Genomic DNA, 23,976 nt, shown 5'->3' on the forward strand with positions numbered 1-23,976 from the left:
ATCGCCCCGCGGATGTCGACGCCGGCTATCGCGAGCCCGCGCAGCCGCGTGCGGCGGCGCCGGACCCCTACGCCGACCACGGCTACGATCCCGCCGAATCCGGCCCGGCCACAGGCGGTTTCGCCGCCGCCGCCCCCTACCGGCAGCCGGCCGGGACGCACCCGGGCGACGCGTACGCCGAAACTCCCGGTTACGCCGATGCCTACGCCGAGCCTGCCGGAACATCGGACTACGCGGACGGTTCCGCCTATGCCGGCGCGGAGGCCTATGCCGAGGACGACGGCTACGACGCCGAACCGCTGGATCACGGCGCCGGCGAGTACGACGCCGACTACTCCGACTCCGACTACGACGACGAGTACGACGCCGACGACTACGCCGACGAGGACGGCGAGGACAGCGAGGCCGAGGATTCCGCACCGCGGACCGGCCCCTTCGATTACGAAGAGGTGTCCGAGATCCTCGCCGAGATCTCCGATCAGCATCTCGATCTGGGTTCGGTGCTGCTCCCGGTCCCCGACGGCGGTCAGTTGCAGGTGGAGATGACGCCGGACGGCACGCCGCAGGCGGTCCATCTCGCGACCCCGCACGGACGTCTCACCGTGGCCGCCTATGCGGCACCGAAGTCGCCGGGCCAGTGGCGCACTGTCGCCGCGGACCTGGCGGAATCGCTACGGGCCGACGGCGCGCAGGTCTCGGTGCAGACCGGGCCGTGGGGCCGCGAACTGCACGCGGTGACCGAGGGCGCCGATCTGCGTTTCATCGGCGTCGACGGCTATCGCTGGATGGTCCGGCTGGTGGCGGCGGGGCCGTCGGGCGCCGCCGACGAGGGCGGTCCGCTGGTGGAGGCGGCCCGCGCGATCCTCGCCGAAACAGTCGTGCGGCGCGGCGACGAGCCGATGCCGGTGCGGGAACCGCTTCCGGTGGTGCTGCCGCAGGAGCTCGCCGACCAGTTGATCGCCGCGCATCAGCAGCAGGTCGAGGCGCAGCAGCAGGCGCTGGCCGCGCAGGCGGCCGCGGCCGAGGCGGCCGCGACGGGCACCTTCCCCGTGGTCACCGCCGAACAGCAGGGACCGCGCCGCGGCGCGGAAGGTTCGGCGATGCAGCAACTCGGTCGCAACTGATCGGCGCCGGGCGCCCGCGGTAGTGCGGGCGCCCGGCGGCCGTCATGCCTGCAATCGGGGCGCGATCAGGCCGGGAATGCCCCGGGCGCCGAGAATCCCCGGATCTGCGCCGAGTTCGTCGAGGGTGATGCGGTGGATGCGCGCGTGCGGGATCAACTCGTACCACTGTTCGGCGACGGTCAGCGGATGCACCGGATCGTCGATCGCGCCCACGACTGTGGTCGGAATCCGCAGTGCCGCAAGCAGTTTCGTGTCCGGCCAGGCATAGGTGGCGGCCTCTTCCAGTGCCCACGGCAGATCGGGCCAGTGGGTGCGCCACGACTGGGTCAGCGCCCGCCCCAGCCAGGCCGGGCTGCCCGCCCGCATCCGTTCGATCACCGGCTCCAGGCCGTCGGCGCGCAGCTGAGCCGCCGTGGTCGCCGCGCTCAGGGCCGCCGGGCACCCGGTGATGTCGGAGCCGGTCCATGCCGGCAGGGCCGCGACCACCCCGAACGCCGATTCCGGGTGGGCGGCGGCCCATTCCACCGCGATCGCGGCGCCCAGCGAGATTCCGGCGGCGAGCACCGGCCCGGTGCGGGCCGCCTCGTCGAGCGCCGCCCGGCAGCTCGCGACCACCGCGCGCGGATCCGGTTCCACCGCGACGAACGGCAGATCGATTGCGGCACAAGCGGGTTCGAACGCACGCCGGGCGAAGTCGGCGTCGGATCCGGTCCCCGGCAGGGCGACGACGACGGCCGGGCGCGGGCCGCCGGCACGGGGTAGCTCTGACACGGGCCGCAGCCTAGCCGGTGGGCCGGGCGAGCCCGCCTCGCGAGGCCCGGAAAACGTGTTGTCGACCACTCGAATCCGAGGGTTCGCGCGCGGAGCGGCGGGGAACCCAGCAAACGGTGCGGTCAGCGCCGTCTCGGTGGTACCGGGCTCCCGTAGCGAGGGCGTCCGGGTGCATCTACAGTGGCGGTGTACGGCCCATCAGCCGGTCGTGTGGGAAACCGACGACGTGTGACCCACGCCGTCTGTAGTGCAGGAAGTGTTGCAAGATGCCTTTCACAGGCGGAAACAAGGCGGGTTCCGGTGCCACGGGCAAGGTGGGACCCGACAGCGGTTATTTCCGGCGTCTGGGGCGTCGTCTGACGGCCGATCTCGACGTCCTCGATGCGGAGGAGCTGGCGGAGACCTCGGAAGCGTCGGGCGCGTGCAGGGCGGCGGAATGCCGACGTGGCGAAGAGGTCACCATGCTGGGGCGATTGCGCAGTGTGGAGGCGTGTCCGAAGTCGGCCAGCGCTTCGGTGGAGGCCGAATTCTTCGACGGCACCGATGCGGTGACACTGGTATGGATCGGCAGGCGCCGCATACCCGGTGTCGAATCGGGACGCCGTATCCTGGTCCGTGGTCGCATCGGTGAACGCGATGGCGCCAAGGTGATGTTCAACCCCTACTACGAACTCCGCGAGAATTCCTGACGTATGCCGATACCCCACAACGACGAGGGCGCCGACCCGGCCGCCGTGGCCGGACTCCGCGCGAACCCCGTTGCGGGGCGCGGCCGTCACCGCCTGCGTGAGCCCGACGGCGAATCCCCGGCCCGGCATCCGGCCGCCGGCGAGGACGGACACGCCTACACCGGCGAGGACCGCGAGGAAGAGATCCAGCAGACGCTGCTCGAGCAACTCGGCGGTATCAGCGGACTGATCTACTCCACGCTGCCGGTGGTGGTGTTCGTCCCCGCGAACACGCTGTGGGGTCTGACGGCCGCCATCTGGACGGCGCTGGCCACCGCCGCCGGCGTCCTGGCCTGGCGGCTGATCCGCCGGTCGCCCATCCAGCCCGCGATCTCCGGATTCATCGGGGTCGCGGTCTGCGCCTTCATCGCCCACCGCACCGGCGCGGCGAAGGGATACTTCCTCTTCGGTATCTGGGCGAGCCTGGTCTACGCCGGAGTCTTCCTGGCGTCGCTGCTGGTGCGCTGGCCGCTGGCCGGGGTGATCTGGGGCGTGCTCAACGGCCACGGCCACAGCTGGCGTTCGGATCGGCGCGCGATGCGACTCTACGATCTGGCCACGGTGGTGTGGGTGGTCGTCTTCGGCGCCCGCTACCTGGTGCAGAACCACTTCTACGACACCGGCAGCACCGGCTGGCTGGCCGCCGCCCGCATCGCGATGGGCTGGCCCTTGACCGCGGTCGCCCTGCTCGTCACGGTGTGGGCGGTGCGCCGGGCCGGTCATATGCCCGTCTCCTCGGCCGCCGAATAACGCGCCGGGACGTTCGACCGGCGGACCGAACCGACTCGAAGTCGGCTTATGCCCTCAATTCTGGGGGCATACAACGATGGGGTGAGGTGAACCCACCCCTGGGGTATCTATTCCGCCAACCGGATTCGGCGCACGATCGTGTTAGTCAGTAGCGATCGGCGAGAGGACCCCCGGTGGATACCGAGAACAACACGGTGACAGCGACCGGCCCGGCGAAGGGTGCGGGAGTGCGGTCCCCGAGATCAGCGCCCGCGGGTTCCGACAGCCGCCGCGCCGCCGCCGAACTGGACCGCCTGATCGGGCCGGCCGCCGCGGGCGATCAGCGCGCGGTCACCGAGATCATCCGCATCGTGCATCCCCTGGTGCGCCGCTATTGCGCCGCGCGCGTCGGAAGCAGCCACAATCCGCACGTCACCGCCGACGACATCGCGCAGGAGATCTGCATCGCGACCGTCACCGCGATTCCCCGCTACCGCGATCAGGGAAAGTCGTTCCTCGCGTTCGTCTACGGCATCTCCGCGAACAAGGTGGCCGACGCGTTCCGACGCGCCCAGCAGCACCCGTCCTATCCGGTGGCCGAATTCCCCGACAGCGCCTGCACCGCACCGGGACCCGAGGAGCTGGCGCTCAATCTGGAGCGCCGCCAGGCCACCCGCGAGCTGATGAAGATCCTCGCGCCCGCCCATCGCGAGGTGCTGGTGATGCGGATCGTGCTCGGCTGGACGGCCGCGCAGACCGCCGAGGCGATCGGGACGAGCCCCGGCGTTGTCCGGGTGATGCAGCATCGCGCGCTGACCAAACTGCGCGCGCAACTCGTCCCCGAAAACGCTTGAGCGACGCTCAGATCGAGGCGGGCGGCTCCGCGCCGGTGGGCGCCGCGCCCGCGGGTTCCGTGGCCAGGCTGCGGCGCAGTTCGTCCTCGGCCTCCACCGTGGACACGAACAGCAGCTCGTCCTCGCCCTCCAGCGGATCGTCGGGCTGCGGGACGATCACCCGGCCGCCGCGCAGGATGGTCACCAGAGCGACATCGCGGGGCAGCGAGAGCGTACGGACCGCGCGACCGGCCAGCGCGGTATCGGTGGGCAGCGTGATCTCGACCAGATTGGCCTGGCCCTGACGCAGCGTCATCAGCCGGACCAGGTCGCCGACGGAGACCGCCTCCTCTGCCAGCGAGGCCAGCAGCCGCGGTGTCGAGACGGCGACGTCCACACCCCAGGAACCGTCGAACAGCCATTCGTTGCGCGGATCGTTGACGCGTGCGACCACCCGGCGCACCCCGAATTCGGTTTTGGCGAGCAGGCTGAACACGAGATTCGCCTTGTCGTCGCCGGTGGCCGCGATCACCACCTCGTAGTCCTGCAGGCCCGCTTCCTCGAGCAGTTCGAGTTCGCATGCGTCGCCGTGCATCCAGGTGGCCGAGGGCGCGACCGTCGGGTCGATATGGTCGAGCCGCCGCTCGAGCAGGGTCACCCGATGCCCGCCCCGCAGCAATTCCTGGGCGATGGAGCGGCCGACGGCGCCTGCTCCCGCGATCACTACGTTCACGACTTGTCCTCGCTCGACGGTGCGGTGGCGGCAACGGCGACGGCCTCGCCGACCTTGTCGGAGACGGCGGCGATGTAGACCGCGTCGTCGGCCTGCAGCACCGTTTTGCTGGTCGGCAGCAGCGCTTGCCCGAACCGGACCAGGAAGGCCACCCGGACCGGCACCGCATCCTCCAGATCACGCACGGTACGCCCGTACCAGTCCTCGTGCAGGACGAGTTCGGTGACCGTGCCGGTGCCGGTGGGATCGCGCCAGGTGGCGGTGGTTTCGTCACCGGTGAGCGTGCGCAGGAACCGGTCGGTGGTCCACGGGACGGTGGCGATGGTCGGAATGCCGAGCCGCTCGTAGACCGCCGCGCGTTTGGCGTCGTAGATGCGGGCCACCACCCGTTCCACGCCGAAGGTCTCGCGGGCGACGCGCGCGGAGATGATGTTGGAGTTGTCGCCGTTGGACACCGCGGCGAACGCGCCGGCGCGCTCGATGCCCGCGCGGATCAGCACCCCCCGATCGAAGCCGACGCCGGTGACCCGCTCGCCGGGAAAATCCTTGCCCAGGCGCAGGAATGCGCCCGGATCCCGGTCGATCACGGCTACCTCGTGGCCGATCCGGACCAGGGCGCGCGCCAATGCGGAGCCGACTCGGCCGCACCCCATGATCACTACGTACACCGTGTCAACCCCAATTCCGCCGAAAACCGTGGTGTGCGGTCTGGTTCCCTCTCGGGGGAACCGTACCCGTTGACGGTTCCCCGCAGCACGTTCCCCCATTCGCCGGCACCGAAACGCGAGTGAACCGCCCGCTATGCCCCTCGAGGCCGTGCGCTTATGCTGTGCCGAGTGTCCAAGTTGACGACGGCCGTCAAGCGTATGGTGGTCGGCCGCCCTTTCCGTAGCGATTCCCTGGGACATACCCTGCTGCCCAAGCGGATCGCGCTGCCCGTCTTCGCCTCCGACGCCCTGTCGTCGGTGGCGTACGCGCCCGAGGAGATCTTCCTCGTGCTCTCCACGGCCGGCCTGTCCGCCTACGTCTATACGCCCTGGATCGGGCTGGCGGTCGCGGCCGTCATGGCGGTCGTGGTGGCCAGTTACCGCCAGAACGTGCACGCCTATCCGTCCGGTGGCGGCGACTACGAGGTCGCCACCGTCAATCTCGGCCCGATGGCCGGGCTCACCGTGGGCAGCGCGCTGCTCGTCGACTATGTGCTCACCGTCGCGGTCTCCATTTCCTCGGCGGCGTCGAACATCGGTTCCGCGGTGCCGTTCGTGGCCACCCACAAAGTGCTGTTCGCGGTGGCGGCGATCGTGCTGCTGACCGCGGTGAATCTGCGCGGCGTGCGGGAATCGGGCACCGCGTTCTCGATTCCCACCTACGGCTTCATGATCGGTGTCTTCCTGATGCTGGCCTGGGGCGTGGTGCGGATCTTCGTCTTCGGTGACGATCTGCATGCCGAATCGTCCGGATTCAGCCTCAACGGCAACGAGTCACATCTGCAGGGCATCGCCTTCGCCTTCCTGATAGCGCGCGCGTTCTCCTCCGGATGTGCGGCGCTGACCGGTGTGGAGGCGATCAGCAACGGCGTGCCGGCCTTCCGTAAACCGAAATCCCGCAACGCCGCCACCACACTGCTGCTGCTCGGTGCCATCGCGGTCACCCTGTTGATGGGGATCATCCTCATGGCGCGCAAACTGGGCGTCGTCTTCGCCGCGGACAAGGCGGATCTGGTGGGCGCGCCACCGGGCTACGAGCAGAAGACGCTCATCGCGCAGCTCGCCGACTCGATCTTCTCCGGCTTCCCGGCCGGCTTCTTCTACATCACCATCGTCACCGCGCTGATCCTGGTGCTGGCCGCGAACACCGCCTTCAACGGTTTCCCGGTGCTCGGCTCGATTCTCGCCCAGGACCGGTTCCTGCCCCGGCAGCTGCACACCCGCGGCGACCGGCTGGCTTTCAGCAACGGCATCCTGTTCCTGTCCGGCGCCGCGATCGCGTTCGTGGTGCTGTTCGGCGCCGAGGTGACCCGGTTGATCCAGCTCTACATCGTCGGCGTGTTCGTCTCGTTCGTGCTGAGCCAGACCGGCATGCTGCGGCACTGGACGCGGCTGCTGCGCACCGAAACCGATCCGGCGGTGCGCCGCCGGATGCTGCGCTCGCGAGTGATCAACGCCATCGGCCTGACCATGACCGGCGCCGTGCTGATCATCGTGCTCATCACGAAGTTCCTGGCGGGGGCCTGGATCGCGATCGTCACCATGGCCGCGATCTTCGGCCTGATGCGGCTGATCCGCCGCCACTACGACACGGTCGGGCGCGAACTCGAGGAGCAGGAGTTCACCGGAGTCCTGCCCAGCCGCACCCATTCGATCGTGCTGGTGTCGAAACTGCATCTGCCGACGCGCCGCGCGCTCGCCTATGCCCGGGCCACCCGGCCGGACACGCTGGAGGCGGTCACCGTCAACGTCGACGAACCCGACACCCGGGCATTGGTTCGGGAGTGGGCCGACAGCGATATTCCGGTGCCGCTCAAGGTGATCGAATCGCCCTACCGCGAAATCACCAAGCCCGTGGTGGATTACGTCAAGCGGGTGCGCAAGGATTCGCCGCGCGACGTGGTGACCGTGTTCATCCCCGAATACGTGGTCGGCCACTGGTGGGAGCAGTTGCTGCACAACCAGAGTGCGCTGCGGCTCAAGGGCCGGCTGCTGTTCGAGCCGGGCGTGATGGTGACGAGTGTGCCGTGGCAGTTGAGTTCGTCGGCCAAGGCACGCCGTCCCGAAGTGGTCAACGCGCCCGGCGCGGTTCGCCGCGGCTACGAGGACCGTTCGTGAGTGCCGGGCCGGACTGGTCGGGCCGCACACTGCAGGTGCGGCTGGGGCCACCCGGCCATGGCGGTTTCTGCGTTGCCCGGCACGAGGGCCGAGTGCTGTTCGTCCGTCACGGTTTGCCCGGTGAGGTGGTACGAGCCCGGGTGACCGAGGACCGCGGCGGCTCGTTCTGCCGCGCCGAGGCGATCGAGATCCTGGAGCCATCCGCGGACCGCGTGACGCCGAACTGCCCGGTCTCCGGCCCCGGCGGCGCCGGCTGCTGCGATTTCGCCTTCGCCACCCCCGAAGCCCAGCGTGGCCTGAAGGCGGCGGTGGTGCGTGAGCAGTTGCAGCGCCTCGCCCACTGGGACACCGACATCGTCGTGGAACCCCTGCCGCTCGGCCCCGGCAACGAGGCGCCCGCGGGGGGAGCGGCTCCCGAGCGATCCGGCGAAGTGCCCGAAACCGGGTGGCGGACCCGCGTCCGGTTGGTGGTCGACGCCGAAGGCCGGGCGGGCGTCCATCGGTACCGCAGTAGTGACGTGATAGCGGATCTGCGCTGCCCGCAACCGGTTTCGGGCGCGGTGGTCGGCATCGCCGAGAGCGCGTGGACGCCCGGTGCGGAACTGGTGATCGCGGTGGACGCCGACGGTATGCGGCACGTGGTGGAACTCGCCCCGCCGTCCACGCCGCCGCGCCGAGGGGGCGACCGTCGCGCCACCGCCGCTCGCCGTGCCGCGGCCCATGCTCGCCGCCGGGAGCGGGTGGTATCCGGCAGCGGACGGGCCGTCCAATATGTGGCCGGCCGCCGCTGGGACGTCTCGGCGACCGGGTTCTGGCAGCCGCATCGCGATGCGGCGCAGCGCTATTCCGATGTGGTGGCCGACTGGGCCGACCTCGATCCCGGCTCCATTGCCTGGGATTTATATTGCGGCGTAGGGGTTTTCGCGGCCCGGCTGGCCGAGCAGGCGGGACCGCGCGGATCGGTGCTCGGCGTCGAATCGGCCCGCTCGGCGGTCGCGGACGGCACCGCCGCGCTGCGCGATCTTCCTGGCGTCGACCTGCACGCCGATCGGGTGGAACGCTGGATCGCCACCCAGGACCGTGTCCCGCGGGTCGTCGTCCTCGACCCGCCCCGTGCCGGCGCCGGCAAACAGGTCGTCACCCCGCTCGCTGCCGCCGGGCCCGCGCGCATCGTTCATATCGGTTGCGACCCAGCCGCTTTCGCCCGCGACGTGGGTCTCTACCGTGAGGCGGGATACCGGGTGCGCGAACTGCGCGCATTCGATGCCTTTCCCGCAACGCACCATGTGGAGTGTCTGGCCCTGCTCGAACGGGCGTGACGGCGATGTCGCCGCTCAGGCCAGGTGCCAGGTGGCCCGCAGGTCTGCTGTGACCTCGTGTTCGCCGTATTCGACGGGGACCGGGGCGCCGGGGGCGGCCGAACGAGCGGCCACGAAACGGATGTCGCCGCGGGGTTCCGGTGTGCCTGCGGCGTTTTCGGTGATCTCGAGGACCGATCCGAGGCTGCGGCCGGCGCGTGCGGCGTAGCGGCGGGCGCGGTCGAGAGCGTCGTCCCATGCCGCCTCGCGCGCTCGGATCAGCAGGTCGGCGCGGTCGGCGACAGTGAGGTTCAACCCGCCCAGGCGGACATCGTCGCCCCCGGCCTCGACGGCACGGGCGATGACGGCGGCGGGATCGGCCGGTGTGGTCGTCTCGGGACGGCCCGTGGTACCCAGGTCGGCTGTGGACCCGGTCGGAGCGCCGGGGATGCGCAGGCCGACCGTCAGCGACGTGGTCGCGACGTAACCGGTGATGCGGGTGCCCTCGTTCTCGGTCCAGGTCGTCTCGGTCCGTACGGACAAGCCGGTGGTGGAGATATCGCTCGCGGCCACCCCATCGGCGCGCAGTGCGCCGGTGACCGCGGCGGTGCGTTCGCCTGCCCGGCCGTAGGCGAGGGCCACCGCCTCGGCCCGCGTCTCGATCGAGATCGATACCTGCATCCGGTCGGGCGTCGCGGTCGTCACCCCGTGTCCGAATGTGGTGACGGTGGCGTGTCGCTGCCGCGCCGAAGAGTCGGCTCGTTGCTGCTCGACGGTCATATCGTCCTTCCTGCGGGCGGGACGGGCAGTCACCTACTGTAATGCGGTTGATCTATGTCGAGCCTCACACCGAGATCGGATGTCGCAGCTCGCCGGTCGTTCCCGTCGTCGGGCGCGGATGCGGCTCCGTAGACTGTTCGAGACAGATGAGCCATCGGAGAGGGAGCGAGAACGGTGGGAGTTCTTTCCCGGGTCGATACGCCCGAGGACCTGCGCCGGCTGACGGTGCCGCAGCTGCGCGAACTGGCCGAGGAGATTCGGGAGTTCCTGGTCCGCAAAGTAGCGGTCACCGGCGGCCATCTGGGTCCGAACCTGGGGGTGGTGGAATTGACCATCGCCCTGCACCGGGTCTTCGACTCCCCGGCCGATCCGATCATCTTCGACACCGGGCATCAGGCCTACGTGCACAAGATCCTCACCGGCCGCAAGGACGGATTCGATCGGCTGCGCAAACACGGCGGGCTGTCCGGATATCCGAGCCGCGCCGAGAGCGAGCACGACTGGGTGGAGTCCTCCCACGCCTCGGCCTCGCTGTCGTATGCCGATGGTCTGGCCAAGGCCTTCGCGCTGACCGGGCAGGCTCGCCACGTGGTCGCCGTCGTCGGTGACGGCGCGCTCACCGGCGGTATGTGCTGGGAGGCGCTGAACAATATCGCCGCCGGTCAGGATCGGTCCCTGATCGTCGTGGTGAACGACAACGGCCGCTCGTATTCGCCGACGATCGGCGGATTGGCCGACCGGCTGACCGCGCTGCGCATGCAACCGGCCTACGAACAGGCGCTCGACGCCACCAAACGGTTCGTGCAGGGCATTCCGCGCGTCGGCAGTTCGGCGTATTCGATGCTGCACGCGCTCAAGGCCGGCATCAAGGACGCGGTCGCTCCGCAGGAGCTTTTCAGCGATCTGGGACTCAAATACGTCGGCCCGGTGGACGGGCACGATCCGGTGGCGCTCGAGGCCGCGTTGCGGCGCGCCAAGGATTTCGGTGGTCCGGTCGTGGTGCACGCGGTGACGCTCAAGGGCCGCGGATATCAGCCCGCGGTCGACCACGTCGCCGACCAGATGCATTCCATCGGCGCCATCGACCCCGAGACCGGACAGCCGACCGGGGGCAAGACCGTCGGGTGGACGTCGGTGTTCTCCGAGGAACTGATCCGCCATGGTGAACAGCGCGACGATATCGTCGCCCTCACCGCGGCCATGTCGGGTCCGACGGGGCTGGCGCCGTTCGGTGAGCGCTTCCCCGACCGGTTGTTCGATGTGGGTATCGCCGAACAGCATGCGATGACCTCCGCCGCCGGATTGGCGCTGGGCGGTCTGCATCCGGTGGTCGCGATCTACTCGACCTTCCTCAACCGCGCCTTCGATCAACTACTGATGGATGTGGCGCTGCTGAAACTGCCGGTGACCCTGGTGCTGGACCGCGCCGGTATCACCGGTGACGACGGCGCCAGCCACAACGGCATGTGGGATCTGTCGGTGCTGGGCATCGTGCCCGGTATTCGCGTCGCCGCCCCGCGCGATGCGGTGACCCTGCGTGAGGAACTGGCCGAGGCGCTGGCCGTCGCCGACGGGCCGACCGCGCTGCGCTTCCCGAAAGGACCTGTCGTCGAGGAGGTTTCGGCGCTGGAACGGCTCGACGGCGTCGACGTGCTGCGGATGCCGGAGGGCTCCTCGGCGCAGGCGGTGCGCGGCGACGTCCTGCTCGTGGCGGTCGGCGCGCTCGGCGCCACCGCGGTCACCGCAGCGGATCTGCTTGCAGCCCAGGGTATTTCGGTGACGGTGGTGGACCCGCGCTGGGTGCTGCCGGTCTCCGACACCATCGTCAAACTGGCCGAGAACTACCGCCTGGTGGTCACCGTGGAGGACGGCGGCCTGCACGGCGGTATCGGCTGCACCGTCTCGGCGCGGCTGCGCGATTCCGGACTCGACGTGCCGACCCGCGAACTCGGCGTGCCGCAGCAGTTCCTCGAGCACAGCTCGCGCGCCCAGATCCATCAGGAGCTGGGCCTGACGGCCGAGAACATCGCCGAGCGCGTTACCCGGTGGCTGACCGGTGGCGCGGTGTAGATTCTGAAACCGGTTACAGTTTTCGTCGCCGGTAGGAGTCCGCATGTCGTTCGTGCTCGTCGAGAAGCCTCGCCCGCAGATCGCGCTGGTCACGCTGAACCGGCCCGAACGCATGAACGCCATGGCGTTCGACGTCATGATCCCGCTGCGGGAAACGCTCGAGTCGGTGGCCGCCGACAACGACGTCCGCGTCGTCGTACTCACCGGAGCCGGCCACGGGTTCTGTTCCGGTGCCGATCTGCAGGGCGCCGGCCGGGTGCCGAACGTCGAGGGCCTCACCCGCACCACCGTGGCGCGGCGTTCGATGGACCTGCTCGACAATGTGATGACCACGCTGCGGCGCATGCATCAGCCGGTGATCGCGGCGATCAACGGAGCCGCGATCGGCGGTGGATTCTGCCTGAGCATGGCCACCGATATCCGCATCGCGTCGGAGCATGCCTATTTCCGTGCCGCCGGCATCAACAACGGCCTGACCTCCGCCGAACTCGGCATCAGTTATCTGCTGCCGCGCGCGATCGGCGCCTCCCGGGCCTTCGAGATCATGTTGTCGGGCCGCGATATCGATGCCGCCGAGGCCGAGCGGATCGGCCTGGTCTCCCGCACGGTCGCCGCCGACAAACTCCTCGACACGTGTTACGAACTGGCCGAACGCATCATCGGCTACAGCCGGGTGGGCACCGAGCTCACCAAGCGCATGCTGTGGAGCGGGATGGAGGCCGGCAGCCTGGAATCGCATATGCAGCACGAGGGTACGGCGCAACTGTATGTGCGGCTGACCACCGAGAATTTCGACGAGGCCATCCGCGCCCGCCGCGACCGGCGCACCCCGGTCTACGAGGACTGATCCGCCCCCGGGAACAACGCCGCGGTCAGCTCGGGAACCGCCAGTTCACGCTGCCAGGCCCGGGCGCCGCCGGCTTCGAGATATTTGCCGATCGCGCCCGCCGGGTCCGACGGTGTTGCGCCGGTACGGAATTCGGGCAGGCCGTCCCAGCAGAGCCGGCGCAGCAGATCCGGGGTCAGCAGATTCTCCACCGGCACCGCGTGTCGTTCCGACAGCCCGTTCATCGCGGCCCGGGCAGCGGCCAGGCGAGCCGCCGCGACCGGATCGCGGCGCTCCCAGCGATTGACCGGCGGCGGGCCGTCGAACGGTTGCGACATCGGCGGCAACTGCGAATCCGGTAGCGCGCGAGCACGTTCCACCGCGTTGAGCCATTCCCGCGAATATCGCCGCTGCCGCGGTCCGCCGAACACCGGCAGCGTGCGCAACTGCGGAACCGTCTTCGGATCCGCCTGCGCCGCGGCGATGATCGCCGAATCCGGCAGAATCCGCGCCGGCGCCACATCGCGATGGCGCGCGATACCGTCACGGGCCGTCCACAATTCGCGCACGGTCGCGAGCTGTCGCGCCCGCCGCAGCGTGTGGATGCCCGAGGTGCGCCGCCAGCGATCCGGCTTGGGCGGGGCGGGGCGAGCGGTCCGCACATGGTCGAATTCCTGTGCGGCCCAGTCGGATTTACCCTGTTCGGCCAGGACGGCGGCGACCTCGTCGCGCAATTCGACCAGCAGCTCCACATCCAGGGCCGCGTAGTTGAGCCAGTCCTGCGGCAGCGGCCGGGTCGACCAGTCCGCGGCGCCGTGTCCCTTGCGCAATTCCCGGCCCAGCAGCCGCGCCACCATGGCCGCCAGGCCGACCCGCTCGAATCCGGCCAACCGGCCACCCAGTTCGGTGTCGAACAGCCGGGCCGGTCGCAGCCCCAGTTCGGCCAGGCACGGCAGGTCCTGGTCGGCGGAATGCAGTACCCATTCCAGGTTGTTGATCACCGCCGCCAAGGTATCCACCGCGCCCGGATCCGGAATCGGATCGATGAGGAAGGTTCCGCTGCCGCGCCGGCGCAGCTGGATCAGATAGGCCCGGTTGGAGTAGCGGAATCCGGAGGCGCGTTCGGCGTCGACGGCCAGCGGGCCGGAACCGGCGGCCAGTGCGGCGGCCGCGTCCGCGATCTCGCGGGCGGAATCGAGAACCGGGGGGATGCCGTCGGCCGGGGCGAGCAGAGGAACCGCGCTGTCCGCGTCGTGCTGCGTGGGCTGCTGCGGTGGCTGTGATGTCCTCGCGATGGTGTCGGACTCGTCGGCTTCGGGCATAGCCCGAACTCTACGTGTCGCTCAGAACTGGTCGTCGGCAATCTGCGGATGCGGTCGCAAATGGGTGATGCCGGCCGGGGGCAGTCCCGCGGCGTAGGCGAGCACCTCGCAGAACGCCTCGACGTGCGGAGCCAGCTGGGGCGAGCCGACCGTCCACGAGGCACGCAACTCCAGTTGATAGGCGCGTGGCGGCCCGGCGATATCGCCGTAGCGGACCGAACTCGTCGAGGTCACCGTGCCGCCCAGGGCCGTGAACTCCTCGCCGCGCGATTCCAGCGCGTCGACCAGCCAGCTCCAGGCCACCTCCGGCAGCAGCGGATCGCCGGCCAGCGCCGCATCGATATCGGCCTGGATGTAGGCCACCAACCGGAAAACCCCGTGCCAGGCCTCGTGCCCGTTCGGGTCGTGCAGCAGGATCAGGCGGCCGAAGGCGTCGTCGTCGGAATCGACCGGGATGACAGTGGTGTCGAGATGTTTGACCTCGGCTCCGATGGCGTACGAATAGGGTGCCAGGCGTTGTGGGGGCCGGATCGGTGCGAGCTCGATCCGGGGATGGACGGATGCGGTGCCCATCGCATCGACCGCGGCGCGAAACTGGGCTGGTTCGCTGTCAGGGCCCGGGGTCGGTGCGGCGCCGTCGCGGAAGTCGAGCGGTGTCACGACTCGCAACGGTAGACCTCTCCGGTGTCCGGCACGCGGAGGCGCGCCGCTACGGGCGCCCTGACCGGGCGGGGACGGCCGCGCGGGTGGGTGTCCGGCGGCGGCATACGATAGCGGGGATGAGCACACCAACCCGCCGCCGCTTGCCCGATGCGCCGTTCCTCGCTGCCGCCACCGGCGCCGGACCCGGCCGCCGTCCCGTCTGGTTCATGCGGCAGGCCGGCCGGTCGCTGCCCGAGTACCGCGAACTGCGCGCGGGCATCGGGATGCTGGAGTCGTGTTTCGACCCGGAGCTGGTGTGCGAGATCACCATGCAGCCGGTCCGCCGTCACGGTGTGGACGCGGCAATCCTGTTCTCCGACATCGTCGTTCCGCTCAAGGCGGCCGGTATCGATCTCGATATCGTGCCCGGCGTCGGGCCGGTCATCGCGAATCCGGTGCGTTCGGTCGAGGATGTGCGTGCGCTGCCGCGGCTGCGGCGCGAGGAGGTCGGCGCGGTCACCGACGGGGTGCGGCTGTTGCTCGACGAACTCGGCGAGACACCGCTCATCGGATTCGCCGGTGCCCCTTTCACTCTCGCGTCGTATCTGGTGGAGGGCGGGCCGAGCCGCCACCACGAGCGGACCAAGGCACTCATGCTCGGCGATCCGCAGACCTGGCACGCGCTGCTCGGTGTGCTCACCGATATCACCGTGGAATTCCTGCGCGCCCAGATCACGGCCGGCGTGGACGCGGTGCAATTGTTCGACTCGTGGGCGGGCGCGTTGTCGCTGGCCCAGTACCGGGAATTCGTTCTGCCGCATTCGGAACGGGTCTTCGCCGAGATCGGGCAATCCGGTGTGCCGCGTATCCATTTCGGAGTCGGCACCGGTGAACTGCTGGGCGTGATGGGGGAGGCCGGAGCCGATGTCGTCGGCGTCGACTGGCGGGTGCCGCTGACCGCCGCGGCGCGCCGGGTCGGTCCCGGAAAAGCGTTGCAGGGCAATCTCGATCCGGCCGTTCTGTTCGCCGGCAGCGAGGTCGTCGACCGGGAGATCCGCCGCATCGCCCACGAGGCGGACGAGGCGATCACCCTCGGCGCCACCGGCCACATCTTCAACCTGGGCCACGGCGTGCTGCCCGACACCGACCCCGGCGCGATCACCGCGGCGGTCGAGCTGATCCACGACCTGCCCACGCCGTTGTAAGCCGCGACCCTCGCCGAACGGCGGGGCGCAGGCCATCCGGTGACTCGGAGGCGGAACCCGGGCTTGCTCCTGGAGACGGGTACGTTGCAGGGGCGGTAGTGCCGCGGGTACGAGTGAGGAGCAGGCTATGCGGGTCGTGGTGGTCGGGGGCGGGATCAGTGGTCTGGTCGCGGCGTATCGGCTGCGGACGGCCCTCGGCTCGGAACTCGAACTGGTGTTGCTGGAACGGCGCCACCGGGTCGGCGGCATTCTGCATACCGCTGAGCTGGCGGGCGAGCCCGTGGATCTGGGGGCGGAGGCCTTCGTGGGCCGCCGGCCCGAAATTCCCGCGCTGCTCGCGGAATTGGGCCTGACCGAGCAGCTGGTGCACCCGGCCGGGCGGCGGCCGCTGATCTGGTCCGGTGGCACCGCGCACCCCCTGCCGGAACGCACCCTGATGGGCATTCCCGCCGGTCCCGAGGCCGTGGCGGGCCTCGTCGACGCCGGCACCCTGGAGCGCATCGCCACCGAGCCTGCCCGGCCGCTGCGCTGGGAACGCGGCGGTGACGTCTCGGTCGCCGAACTGGTCGGGGACCGTTTCGGCGCGCAGGTGGTGCGGCGCAGTGTCGATCCGCTGCTGGGCGGGGTGTACGCCGGGCGGGCGGAGTCGATCGGGGTGCGGGCGGCGCTGCCGACCCTGGCGGCCGCCCTCGACGCCGGTGCCCCGAATCTCACCCGCGCGGTCGCCGACGCCCTGCCGCCGCCGTCCACCGCCCCGGTCTTCGGCGGTCTGCGCGACGGATATCGCGTCCTTCTCGACGCCCTGCGCGAGGCCGCCGCGCCGAAGGTCGAAACCGGCACCGCGGCAACGGGTCTGACGCGGACGGCCACGGGCTGGCGCATCGATCCGGTCGGCGAGGCCGACGCGGTGATTCTCGCCACCCCGGCGCCGGTCACCGCCACCCTGCTGCGTGCCGTCGCTCCGGACGCCGCCGGCGTCGCCGCCACTATCGACCTGTCCTCGTCGGCCGTGGTGGCACTCGGCCTGCCTGCCGACACCCCACTGCCCGACAATTCCGGCATCCTCGTCGCGACCGGAGAACCGTTGCGCGCCAAGGCCTTCACCCTCTCCAGTCGCAAATGGCCGCATCTCGCCGAACGCGACGTGGCGCTGGTGCGTGCCTCCTTCGGCCGCTTCGGTGACGACACCCCGCTGAACTGGTCGGACGACGAGCTCGTCGCGGCCGCGGTGGCCGATCTGTCCACCGTCACCGGCCTCTCGATTCGCCCCGAGACGTCCGTGGTGCAACGCTGGCGCGGCGGCCTCCCGCAGTACGCCCCCGGCCACACCACCCGGATCGCCGAACTGGAATCGGCGGTCGCCGCGTTACCCGGCCTCGCGATCGCCGGTGCATACCTGCACGGGGTCGGCGTCCCGGCCTGTGCCGCCTCGGGAACCGCTGCGGCGCAACGGATTCTTGCCCGGTGATCGTGTGATGCGCGCGGTCGGCGGACCCGGTAAGGCGACGCCGGGAATCTCGTCGCGTGACGCACCGTAGCGGACGACCGGACTCGTCCCGGTCGGCGCTAGCGGCTGTCGTCGGCTGATTTTCGCGCCGATCCCGGCACACGGCGGCCCTCGATGCTTTCCGCCCCGCTTTCGCTGATTCCGGGACTGTCGGTGCGCAGCGAAAGTGTGGCGGGCAACGGATGTCGGCCGCTGCGTGCGGGCGCCGATGCGCGAAGCGACCGTGCCGAACAACATGGGTGCGGGCGTTCTACCGGAAACCGCCCAGTGGCACGATGGAGGCTATGGCGCGACTCGATTACCAAGCTCTCAACTCGACCATCCGGTATCTGATGTTCTCGGTGTTCCAGGTCAAACCCGGAGTGCTGGGCGATCAGCGCGACACCGTGGTCAAGCAGGCACGGGAGTTCTTCGACTCGCTCGAGGAACGTGGCGTCGTGGTCCGCGGCCTCTACGACGTGGCCGGCCTGCGCGCCGACGCCGATTTCATGATCTGGTGGCATGCCGAGCGGATCGAGGATCTGCAGGCCGCCTACGCCGACTTCCGCCGCACCACCGATCTGGGCCGGGCGAGCACGCCGGTGTGGAGCAACGCCGCCCTGCACCGCCCGGCGGAATTCAACAAGAGCCACATCCCGGCCTTCCTGGCCGGTGAGGAACCGGGCAACTACATCTGCGTCTACCCGTTCGTGCGCTCCTACGACTGGTACCTGCTGCCCGACGAGGAGCGCCGCCGCATGCTCGCCGACCACGGCAAGCAGGCCCGGTCCTACCCGGACGTGCGGGCCAATACGGTGGCCTCGTTCGCGCTCGGCGACTACGAGTGGATCCTCGCCTTCGAGGCCCCGGAACTGCACCGCATCGTCGACCTGATGCGCGATCTGCGCGCCACCGACGCCCGCAACCACGTGCGCGAGGAGATTCCGTTCTTCAGCGGCCCGCGCGTGGACGTCGAACATCTGGTCAACGCCCTGCCCTGAGCCGCGAGTCCGCCGGTGCCCCCGGAATTCGGGGCGTGCCGGAATGCGGCCGGGCCCGTAAAGTCTTCCCGTCAGCTCGATCGCGCGCCTGCTCGGCGCGCGATCCGCAGCGGTCGGCGGATCGCATCCGGCACTCGGGCGGCGGGTTCCAACCTCGCCCTTCGCGATCAGCCCGCCGCGTCGTCCGAGGGGTGCAGGCGCAGCGCGATCGAGTTGATGCAATACCGCTTGTCGGTCGGGGTCGGATAACCCTCGCCCTCGAAGACGTGCCCGAGGTGGCTGTGGCAGTTGGCGCACAGCACCTCGACCCGGCGCATACCCAGCGAGTCGTCGGCTCGCAGGATTACCGCGTCGGAATCGGCCGGGTCGAAGAACGACGGCCATCCGCAGTGGGAATGGAACTTCTCGGTGCTGCGGAACAATTCGGCGCCGCAGGCCCGGCAGGTGTAGACGCCGGTGGTTTCGGTATCGGTGTATTCACCGGTGAAGGCGCGTTCGGTGCCCGCTTCGCGCAGCACCGCGTACTCCTGCGGGGTCAGCCGCGTCCGCCACTGCTGCGGACTCAGCTCGATCTTGGGTGCCGGAAGCGATGAGGTCGCGGGCGAACCATCCTGTGAGCTCATGACGCGAGTCTAGTGGCGCCGCCCGACCACTACCGGGCCGCGCCGGATCATCGCAGGTCAGCGCAGTGCGCCGGCCTCGGACTGAGTCGTCGTATCCAACGTCTCGTCATCGGGCACCGGTTCGTGGCGCTCGATGCGCGGCGCCGGCTCGGCAGGAGCGGCGGGCTTCGCGGTCGCCTCCGGCAGCAGGAACGCAGGCTCGATGCCCGAATCCAGCCGGCCCTCACGCCGCGCCGCGAGATACCGGTCCCCGAGGACGCAGAACGTCACGATCAGCAGCAGCGCCCAGCCGAAGGTCACGCGCAGGTACTCGAGCGCTCGCCCGGTGCTCTGCCAGTGATCCAGCAGCCATTTGTCGTAGGTCATGAACCCGAAGATCGCCAGCCAGGCCGGCCAGTTGCGCAGTACCGAATTGCGCAGCACCACGGTCATCAGGAACGGGAACAGCATCATCGAGTAGTACTGCTGTCCCAGACCCGACAGCAGCCAGGAGGCGACGAGGATGATGCCGGCGGTGGTGCAGACGAAGAACAGCTCGTCGTCGCGGCAGTACCGGTACAGCAGCCACAGCGAGATCAGCACCAGCACACCGAGCCCGATGCGCATACTCCAGGTCAGCCACATCGGCAGGCCGTAGTACTCGGCGTTGCCGGAGATCGCGCTGTTGAAGTAGTCGCGCGATTTGAGCAGGTAGGGCAGCGTGCGGTGGACGAAGTCCATCGGATCCTTGGTCAGCGGCCACGCGACAGCCATCAGCACCACCGGCACGCCGATCGCGGTGATGAAGACCTGCCACTGGCGGCGCGCCAGCGGTATCAGCAGCAGCGGCGCCAGCGTCGGTTTGACCGCGATGGTGAGCCCCATGACCAGTCCGGCCAGCAGATCGCGCCGCTGCAGCAGCAGTTGGATGAACAGCACCTCGGCCAGCAGCAGGCAGCCGTTGACATTGCCGAAACCCAGTGTGTTCATGACGGTTTCGGAGGCGAACATCAGCAACAGCAGCAGCGGCGCGGCGACCGATTTCGTCGAGTACTTGAACAGCCGCAGCAGCAGATACCAGGCCAGGATGATCGCCACCGCGTTGAGCGCGATGAAGCACCAGCGCGATTTCTCCGGGTCGATCAGCGCCAGCGGCGCGATCAGCAGGGTGCCGCTGGGCGGGTACAGGTAGTGCGGGTCGACCAGGTCGAAGTTCTCGCCGTAGATGGCGCGGCCGTTGAGGAAGGCCAGCGACGCCTTGTAGACGGGCGCGAAATCGTCGGTGATGGAGAAGTTGGTCCCTTTGACGATGACCTGATGCAGCACTGTGAGGATCGCAAACGGCCACAGTGCGAAGTTGAACACTTCGGCGGTGGTGCGAGCGGTGCGCGGCTCGAGCTGACGAAGGAACACTGGGGCACGGTACACCGGAAACCTGGGCGACGGTTGCGCGGACCCGCCGTCGGGCGCGCCGGAGACCGCTTGTGCGGGGTGTGCGCCGCGCCACTTCGTGCGCCCCCGCACGATCACCTCAGGCCGGGCAGGCGGTGCCGTCGGCGGGCAGTGTGCCGTCCTTCAGGTAGCCGACGATGTTCTGCTGCGCGCAGCCCGAATGGGTGAACACCGGATGCCCCCAGCCCTGCCACTGCACGGTGGAGGTGCGCGCACCGGCGGCACCCAGCGCGCCGGTGACCGAGGATCGCCCGTCCCCGCCGACGACGGGATCGGCGGTCGTGCCCAGCACCAGCACCGGCAGGGTGAACTTGTCCGGCAGTCGCGGCGCCTGCGCCACCGGCCACGCCGAACATTCCATCAGCCCGGTCGCCGCGGTCTTACCAAAGGCGGGATATTTGGCGGCCCAGTCGATTTCGAGCTGCTTGGCGCGGTCGGGGGTGGCGGGCTGCTGGTCGTCGCTGCACCGGGAGACGAACTGCCCGTCGGCTCCCACCGCCGCCGCCTCCCGGGTGACCAGAGTCTGCAAAGCCCCCTGATCGCCGCGTCCGGCCGCCGACAGCGCATCGGCGAGTTCGGTGGTGTGCGCGGCCTGATCCGCGCGCGGATCGCCGAGGAACGCGGTGATCGTGGTGGTCAGCGCCGAGGCCGAGAGGGTGCCGAGCTGTCCCGCTCCCGCCCGGTTGATCAGATCGGTGATCGCGGCGCGCGGATCCGCGCCCAGTGCGCATCCGAGATCGGCGCAGCGGCGGGCGAATCCGGTCAGCGCCGCCTCCGCGCCCTTGACCTGCTGCTCGGTCCGGGTCACCGCGTCGGTGTTCGCCGGTTCCGGCGAATCTAGCACCAGCCGGGCCAGCCGGTCGCCGAATTTGGCGGCGTAGCTCAGCGCCACCCGCGCACCGTTTCCGGTGCCCAGCAGATCGATGTGGTCGACCTGCCACTGCTTGCGCAGCTGGTCGATGTCGTCGGCGGCGTGCGGGGCGTCGAAGGTGCCCTGATAGGGCTGCAGGAAGTCCTGGCAGGCGATGGTGGCGTTCTGGCTCAGTGTCGCCACCGAGTCCACCCGGTCGCCACCGCCGGGCGCGAACTGGGCGTTGTCGGCCAGTCCCTGCCGGGTGTCGTCGGGCAGACAGTCGATGGGCTGGGAGCTGCCGATACCGCGCCGGTCCACCCCGACCACCGGCCGGCTCGCCAGAATCGCCGCACCCGGTCCGGACACCAGGCCCGCGACGGTCGCGGTGGAGGAACGGTCACCGCCGGAGGTCACCACCAGCGGCGCGGCGTCGGCGGGCGTCTGCGGTGTGCGCGCGCGGACCGCGGCGATTCGGAAGGTGCCCAGGACGGTGCCACCGGAATCGATCGGCGCCGAGAACTCCGCGCAGTCGAAACTCACCCCGGCCGGGGGCGCCCCGGTCCCCAGCAGAGCGAAGGTCGGTGCCGCGCAATCGTGCCAGGCGAGATCGGTTTTGGGGACCTGGGCCTGCGGTGGCGGCGCCGGCGCGGCGCTGGTGCTGGTGGCCGGACCGGAGCCGCCGTGCGGCTGTTCCACCGCCACGCCCGGCCGCTGCGACGGCCCGGCACCACAGGCGGTGGTCAGCAGAACCGTCAGCGACGATGCCAGCAGAGCGGCGCGAGTCCAACGCATGCGCTACAGCCTGCCAGGTCCGGTGCGCCGTTTCAGCCTTGGGTGCGGCTGCGCTCCCACCGTGTCAGCACCGTGCCGTCGTCGTCGATCAGTGCGTGACGCAGGCTCATCGGGGTCGGCAAGGCATTGGGCGACACCGCGATTCGGCCCGCCGTACCGCCGACCAGCAGCGGCGAGACGGTCAGGCACAACTCGTCGACCGCGCTCGCGCCGATCAGTTCACCGAACAGCGACGGCCCGCCCTCGCACAGCACCCGCGGCAGTCCACGTTCGCCGAGCACACGGCGGATGTCGGCGGCGGTGACGGTGCTCTGCCCGGCCTCGATCACCTCCGCGCCGGTCTCGGCGAGCAGGCGTTTGCGTTCGCGGTCGGCCGCGGCGGTGGTGAGGATCATCGGCGGGCGCTGGGTGTCGGTGAACAGCCGGCTCGCCGGGTCCAGCGCCGCGCTGGCGGTCACGACCGCGATCGGCGGCGGCGCACCGTCGCGCGCCCCGCCCAGCCCATGGTGATGCAGGCGCATGCGGCGCCGGGAGTCGGTGCGCGCACCGCCGTAGTTCTCCACGCGCGCGGTTCCGGCGCCGACGACGATCACGTCGGCCAGATCCCGCAGGATGGCGAAGACGGTGGCGTCGGCGGGCCGGCCCAAGGCGCCGGAGCGGTCGTCGACGGTGACCGCGCCGTCGAGGCTGGCGATGAAGTTGACCCGGATCCACGGCCGCTCCAAGGCGGTCGGATAGGTGTAGAGCTGAACCAGGTCGGTGATCTCGCCGGCACCGTCGGTGGTCAGTGCTGTGAACTGGATCGCATCGGGGACACGCTGCATAAGGTCCGATCACACCACGTCAGTACGCTACGAGCGTGCAACAACGCCTCGTCGATCGTCATCCGGAGGTTCCGGCCGATCAACTCATCGCCCAGATGGTGCCCCCGCCCACCTTCGACGAGGTGAGTTTTGCCTCCTACATTCCCGACCCCAAGGAGCCGACGCAGGCCGCGGCCGTGCGCGCGGCCGAGGATTTCGCCGCGCGGGTCGGCAAGATCCACGCCGCCGCCGGTAAGAAATCCCTGTTCGGGAAGAAGAAGCAGGTCGACGGCGCCGGACTGTATCTCGACGGCGGATTCGGTGTCGGCAAGACGCACCTGCTGGCCTCGATCTTCCACGCCTCACCCGGTCCGAAGTCGTTCGGCACCTTCGGCGAGGTGACCAATCTCGTCGGCGCGCTGGGCTTCACGAACGCGGTGGAACGCCTGGGCGGCAACAGCGTGCTGTGCATCGACGAATTCGAACTCGACGATCCGGGCGACACCATGCTCGTGTCGCGACTGCTCACCGAATTGACCGCGCGGGGCGTGTCGGTGGCGGCGACATCGAACACGCTGCCCGATCAGCTGGGCGAGGGCCGGTTCGCCGCGCAGGACTTCCTGCGCGAGATCCGCAAGCTGGGTTCGCTGTTCGACGCCGTCCGAGTCGACGGCCCCGACTACCGCCACCGGGATCTGCCGCCCGCGCCGGAGCCGACCGATCCGGGGCTGCTGTCCGAAAAGGCCGCGGCCACACCGGATTCCACGCTCGACGACTTCGACGCGCTGCTCGCCCACCTGAGCACGCTGCATCCGTCGAAGTACGGTTCGCTGATCGCCGGGGTGTCGTCGGTCTACATCTCTGCGGTGCACACCATCACCGATCAGGCGGTGGCGCTGCGAATGGTGGTGCTGGCCGACCGGCTCTACGACGCCGGCACGCCGGTCACCGTGTCGGGCGCGCCGCTGGACAAGATCTTCTCCGAGGAGATGCTCGGCGGCGGCTACCGCAAGAAGTACCTGCGCGCGATCTCGCGCCTGCTGGCGCTGTCGCGATTCGAGGTCCCGGCGGGCTGAGCCCGGTTCGTACGGCGTACTGTCG

At 69.8% G+C, this 23,976-nt stretch carries 22 protein-coding genes; 12 read left to right on the forward strand and 10 right to left on the reverse strand.

Going from position 1 to position 23,976, the window contains the following annotated elements; all coding sequences use genetic code 11:
* The first annotated feature begins 299 nt into the window (after positions 1–299).
* Positions 300–1,124, forward strand: a complete 825-nt coding sequence (locus tag NK1_RS25490; RefSeq protein WP_063012773.1) for a DUF3710 domain-containing protein — start codon at positions 300–302, stop codon at positions 1,122–1,124.
* 42 nt (positions 1,125–1,166) lie between these two features.
* Here the strand turns inward: NK1_RS25490 and NK1_RS25495 are convergent, their stop codons facing one another.
* On the reverse strand, positions 1,167–1,895 hold the full coding sequence (locus NK1_RS25495; RefSeq protein WP_063012647.1) for an alpha/beta fold hydrolase: 729 nt from the start codon (positions 1,893–1,895) through the stop codon (positions 1,167–1,169).
* Positions 1,896–2,161: 266 nt separating this feature from the next.
* Between NK1_RS25495 and NK1_RS25500 the strand changes: the two genes are divergently transcribed.
* The 3 genes from NK1_RS25500 to NK1_RS25510 all read left to right on the forward strand — a co-directional run bounded on the left by NK1_RS25500 (position 2,162) and on the right by NK1_RS25510 (position 4,206).
* A complete protein-coding gene (locus NK1_RS25500; RefSeq protein WP_084461546.1) occupies positions 2,162–2,584 on the forward strand; it encodes an OB-fold nucleic acid binding domain-containing protein in 423 nt (140 codons plus the stop codon).
* A gap of 183 nt (positions 2,585–2,767) precedes the next feature.
* Positions 2,768–3,373 carry a DUF3159 domain-containing protein gene (locus NK1_RS25505; RefSeq protein ID WP_063012777.1) on the forward strand — a complete coding sequence of 202 codons (606 nt, stop codon included), beginning with the start codon at positions 2,768–2,770 and terminating at the stop codon, positions 3,371–3,373.
* A 173-nt stretch (positions 3,374–3,546) separates the two neighbouring features.
* On the forward strand, positions 3,547–4,206 hold the full coding sequence (locus NK1_RS25510; protein WP_245660813.1) for a sigma-70 family RNA polymerase sigma factor: 660 nt from the start codon (positions 3,547–3,549) through the stop codon (positions 4,204–4,206).
* Between the two features lie 7 nt (positions 4,207–4,213).
* Here NK1_RS25510 and NK1_RS25515 read toward each other — a convergent pair whose 3' ends face one another.
* Together NK1_RS25515 and NK1_RS25520 are read right to left on the reverse strand one after the other, a co-directional pair.
* Positions 4,214–4,918, reverse strand: coding sequence for a potassium channel family protein (locus tag NK1_RS25515; RefSeq protein WP_063012649.1), 705 nt, complete (start codon positions 4,916–4,918; stop codon positions 4,214–4,216).
* Complete coding sequence (locus NK1_RS25520) at positions 4,915–5,586, reverse strand: potassium channel family protein (protein ID WP_063012651.1); 672 nt, start codon at positions 5,584–5,586, stop codon at positions 4,915–4,917. The genes NK1_RS25515 and NK1_RS25520 overlap by 4 nt, the downstream gene beginning before the upstream one ends.
* Positions 5,587–5,754: 168 nt before the next feature.
* Between NK1_RS25520 and NK1_RS25525 the strand changes: the two genes are divergently transcribed.
* Positions 5,755–7,743: an APC family permease gene (locus tag NK1_RS25525; RefSeq protein ID WP_063012780.1), complete on the forward strand. Its 1,989-nt coding sequence runs from the start codon at positions 5,755–5,757 to the stop codon at positions 7,741–7,743.
* Positions 7,740–9,062: a class I SAM-dependent RNA methyltransferase gene (locus NK1_RS25530; protein ID WP_063012653.1), complete on the forward strand. Its 1,323-nt coding sequence runs from the start codon at positions 7,740–7,742 to the stop codon at positions 9,060–9,062. The genes NK1_RS25525 and NK1_RS25530 overlap by 4 nt, the downstream gene beginning before the upstream one ends.
* Positions 9,063–9,077: 15 nt before the next feature.
* Here the strand turns inward: NK1_RS25530 and NK1_RS25535 are convergent, their stop codons facing one another.
* The gene (locus tag NK1_RS25535; RefSeq protein WP_063012655.1) at positions 9,078–9,821 is read right to left on the reverse strand and encodes an SIMPL domain-containing protein; all 744 of its coding nucleotides are present in this window, start codon (positions 9,819–9,821) and stop codon (positions 9,078–9,080) included.
* A 174-nt stretch (positions 9,822–9,995) separates the two neighbouring features.
* Between NK1_RS25535 and dxs the strand changes: the two genes are divergently transcribed.
* Positions 9,996–11,891, forward strand: coding sequence for a 1-deoxy-D-xylulose-5-phosphate synthase (dxs, locus tag NK1_RS25540; RefSeq protein ID WP_063012656.1), 1,896 nt, complete (start codon positions 9,996–9,998; stop codon positions 11,889–11,891).
* Positions 11,892–11,934: 43 nt separating this feature from the next.
* Positions 11,935–12,738: an enoyl-CoA hydratase gene (locus NK1_RS25545; protein WP_063012658.1), complete on the forward strand. Its 804-nt coding sequence runs from the start codon at positions 11,935–11,937 to the stop codon at positions 12,736–12,738.
* Here the strand turns inward: NK1_RS25545 and NK1_RS25550 are convergent.
* Both NK1_RS25550 and NK1_RS25555 read right to left on the reverse strand, forming a co-directional pair.
* Complete coding sequence (locus NK1_RS25550; RefSeq protein WP_084461550.1) at positions 12,726–14,039, reverse strand: HRDC domain-containing protein; 1,314 nt, start codon at positions 14,037–14,039, stop codon at positions 12,726–12,728. The genes NK1_RS25545 and NK1_RS25550 overlap by 13 nt on opposite strands.
* Before the next feature lie 21 nt (positions 14,040–14,060).
* On the reverse strand, positions 14,061–14,699 hold the full coding sequence (locus tag NK1_RS25555) for a DUF3000 domain-containing protein (RefSeq protein ID WP_157104434.1): 639 nt from the start codon (positions 14,697–14,699) through the stop codon (positions 14,061–14,063).
* Positions 14,700–14,818: 119 nt separating this feature from the next.
* Here NK1_RS25555 and hemE point away from each other — a divergent pair, with 119 nt between their 5' ends.
* The 3 genes from hemE to hemQ all read left to right on the forward strand — a co-directional run bounded on the left by hemE (position 14,819) and on the right by hemQ (position 18,373).
* Positions 14,819–15,886, forward strand: a complete 1,068-nt coding sequence (hemE, locus tag NK1_RS25560) for a uroporphyrinogen decarboxylase (RefSeq protein WP_063012660.1) — start codon at positions 14,819–14,821, stop codon at positions 15,884–15,886.
* 127 nt (positions 15,887–16,013) lie between these two features.
* The gene (locus NK1_RS25565) at positions 16,014–17,354 is read left to right on the forward strand and encodes a protoporphyrinogen oxidase (protein WP_063012662.1); all 1,341 of its coding nucleotides are present in this window, start codon (positions 16,014–16,016) and stop codon (positions 17,352–17,354) included.
* A gap of 323 nt (positions 17,355–17,677) precedes the next feature.
* Entirely contained in the window at positions 17,678–18,373 is a 696-nt protein-coding gene (gene hemQ / locus NK1_RS25570; RefSeq protein ID WP_063012664.1) for a hydrogen peroxide-dependent heme synthase, read from the forward strand.
* 167 nt (positions 18,374–18,540) lie between these two features.
* Here hemQ and msrB read toward each other — a convergent pair whose 3' ends face one another.
* The 4 genes from msrB to NK1_RS25590 form a co-directional block, all read right to left on the reverse strand.
* Positions 18,541–18,996, reverse strand: a complete 456-nt coding sequence (gene msrB / locus NK1_RS25575) for a peptide-methionine (R)-S-oxide reductase MsrB (RefSeq protein WP_036502993.1) — start codon at positions 18,994–18,996, stop codon at positions 18,541–18,543.
* A 57-nt stretch (positions 18,997–19,053) separates the two neighbouring features.
* Positions 19,054–20,388: a glycosyltransferase family 87 protein gene (locus tag NK1_RS25580; protein WP_063906108.1), complete on the reverse strand. Its 1,335-nt coding sequence runs from the start codon at positions 20,386–20,388 to the stop codon at positions 19,054–19,056.
* A 118-nt stretch (positions 20,389–20,506) separates the two neighbouring features.
* Complete coding sequence (locus NK1_RS25585; RefSeq protein WP_063012666.1) at positions 20,507–22,072, reverse strand: alpha/beta hydrolase; 1,566 nt, start codon at positions 22,070–22,072, stop codon at positions 20,507–20,509.
* Between the two features lie 32 nt (positions 22,073–22,104).
* Complete coding sequence (locus NK1_RS25590) at positions 22,105–22,896, reverse strand: pyrimidine reductase family protein (protein WP_063012668.1); 792 nt, start codon at positions 22,894–22,896, stop codon at positions 22,105–22,107.
* 35 nt (positions 22,897–22,931) lie between these two features.
* On the opposite strand from NK1_RS25590, the gene zapE reads away from it, so the two are divergent.
* Positions 22,932–23,951, forward strand: a complete 1,020-nt coding sequence (gene zapE / locus NK1_RS25595) for a cell division protein ZapE (RefSeq protein WP_063012670.1) — start codon at positions 22,932–22,934, stop codon at positions 23,949–23,951.
* Positions 23,952–23,976: the final 25 nt, after the last annotated feature.

This window comes from Nocardia kruczakiae NBRC 101016, from assembly GCF_001612965.1.
Lineage (GTDB): Bacteria > Actinomycetota > Actinomycetes > Mycobacteriales > Mycobacteriaceae > Nocardia > Nocardia kruczakiae.

Excerpts from the sequence above, each read along its gene's own strand:
- hemE (WP_063012660.1), top strand. The coding sequence starts at position 14,819 with ATGAGCACACCAACCCGCCGCCGCTTGCCCGATGCGCCGTTCCTCGCT.
- NK1_RS25585 (WP_063012666.1), bottom strand. The coding sequence starts at position 22,072 with ATGCGTTGGACTCGCGCCGCTCTGCTGGCATCGTCGCTGACGGTTCTG.
- NK1_RS25590 (WP_063012668.1), bottom strand. The coding sequence starts at position 22,896 with ATGCAGCGTGTCCCCGATGCGATCCAGTTCACAGCACTGACCACCGAC.
- msrB (WP_036502993.1), bottom strand. The coding sequence starts at position 18,996 with ATGAGCTCACAGGATGGTTCGCCCGCGACCTCATCGCTTCCGGCACCC.
- NK1_RS25550 (WP_084461550.1), bottom strand. The coding sequence starts at position 14,039 with ATGCCCGAAGCCGACGAGTCCGACACCATCGCGAGGACATCACAGCCA.
- NK1_RS25535 (WP_063012655.1), bottom strand. The coding sequence starts at position 9,821 with ATGACCGTCGAGCAGCAACGAGCCGACTCTTCGGCGCGGCAGCGACAC.
- NK1_RS25545 (WP_063012658.1), top strand. The coding sequence starts at position 11,935 with ATGTCGTTCGTGCTCGTCGAGAAGCCTCGCCCGCAGATCGCGCTGGTC.
- NK1_RS25565 (WP_063012662.1), top strand. The coding sequence starts at position 16,014 with ATGCGGGTCGTGGTGGTCGGGGGCGGGATCAGTGGTCTGGTCGCGGCG.
- hemQ (WP_063012664.1), top strand. The coding sequence starts at position 17,678 with ATGGCGCGACTCGATTACCAAGCTCTCAACTCGACCATCCGGTATCTG.
- NK1_RS25500 (WP_084461546.1), top strand. The coding sequence starts at position 2,162 with ATGCCTTTCACAGGCGGAAACAAGGCGGGTTCCGGTGCCACGGGCAAG.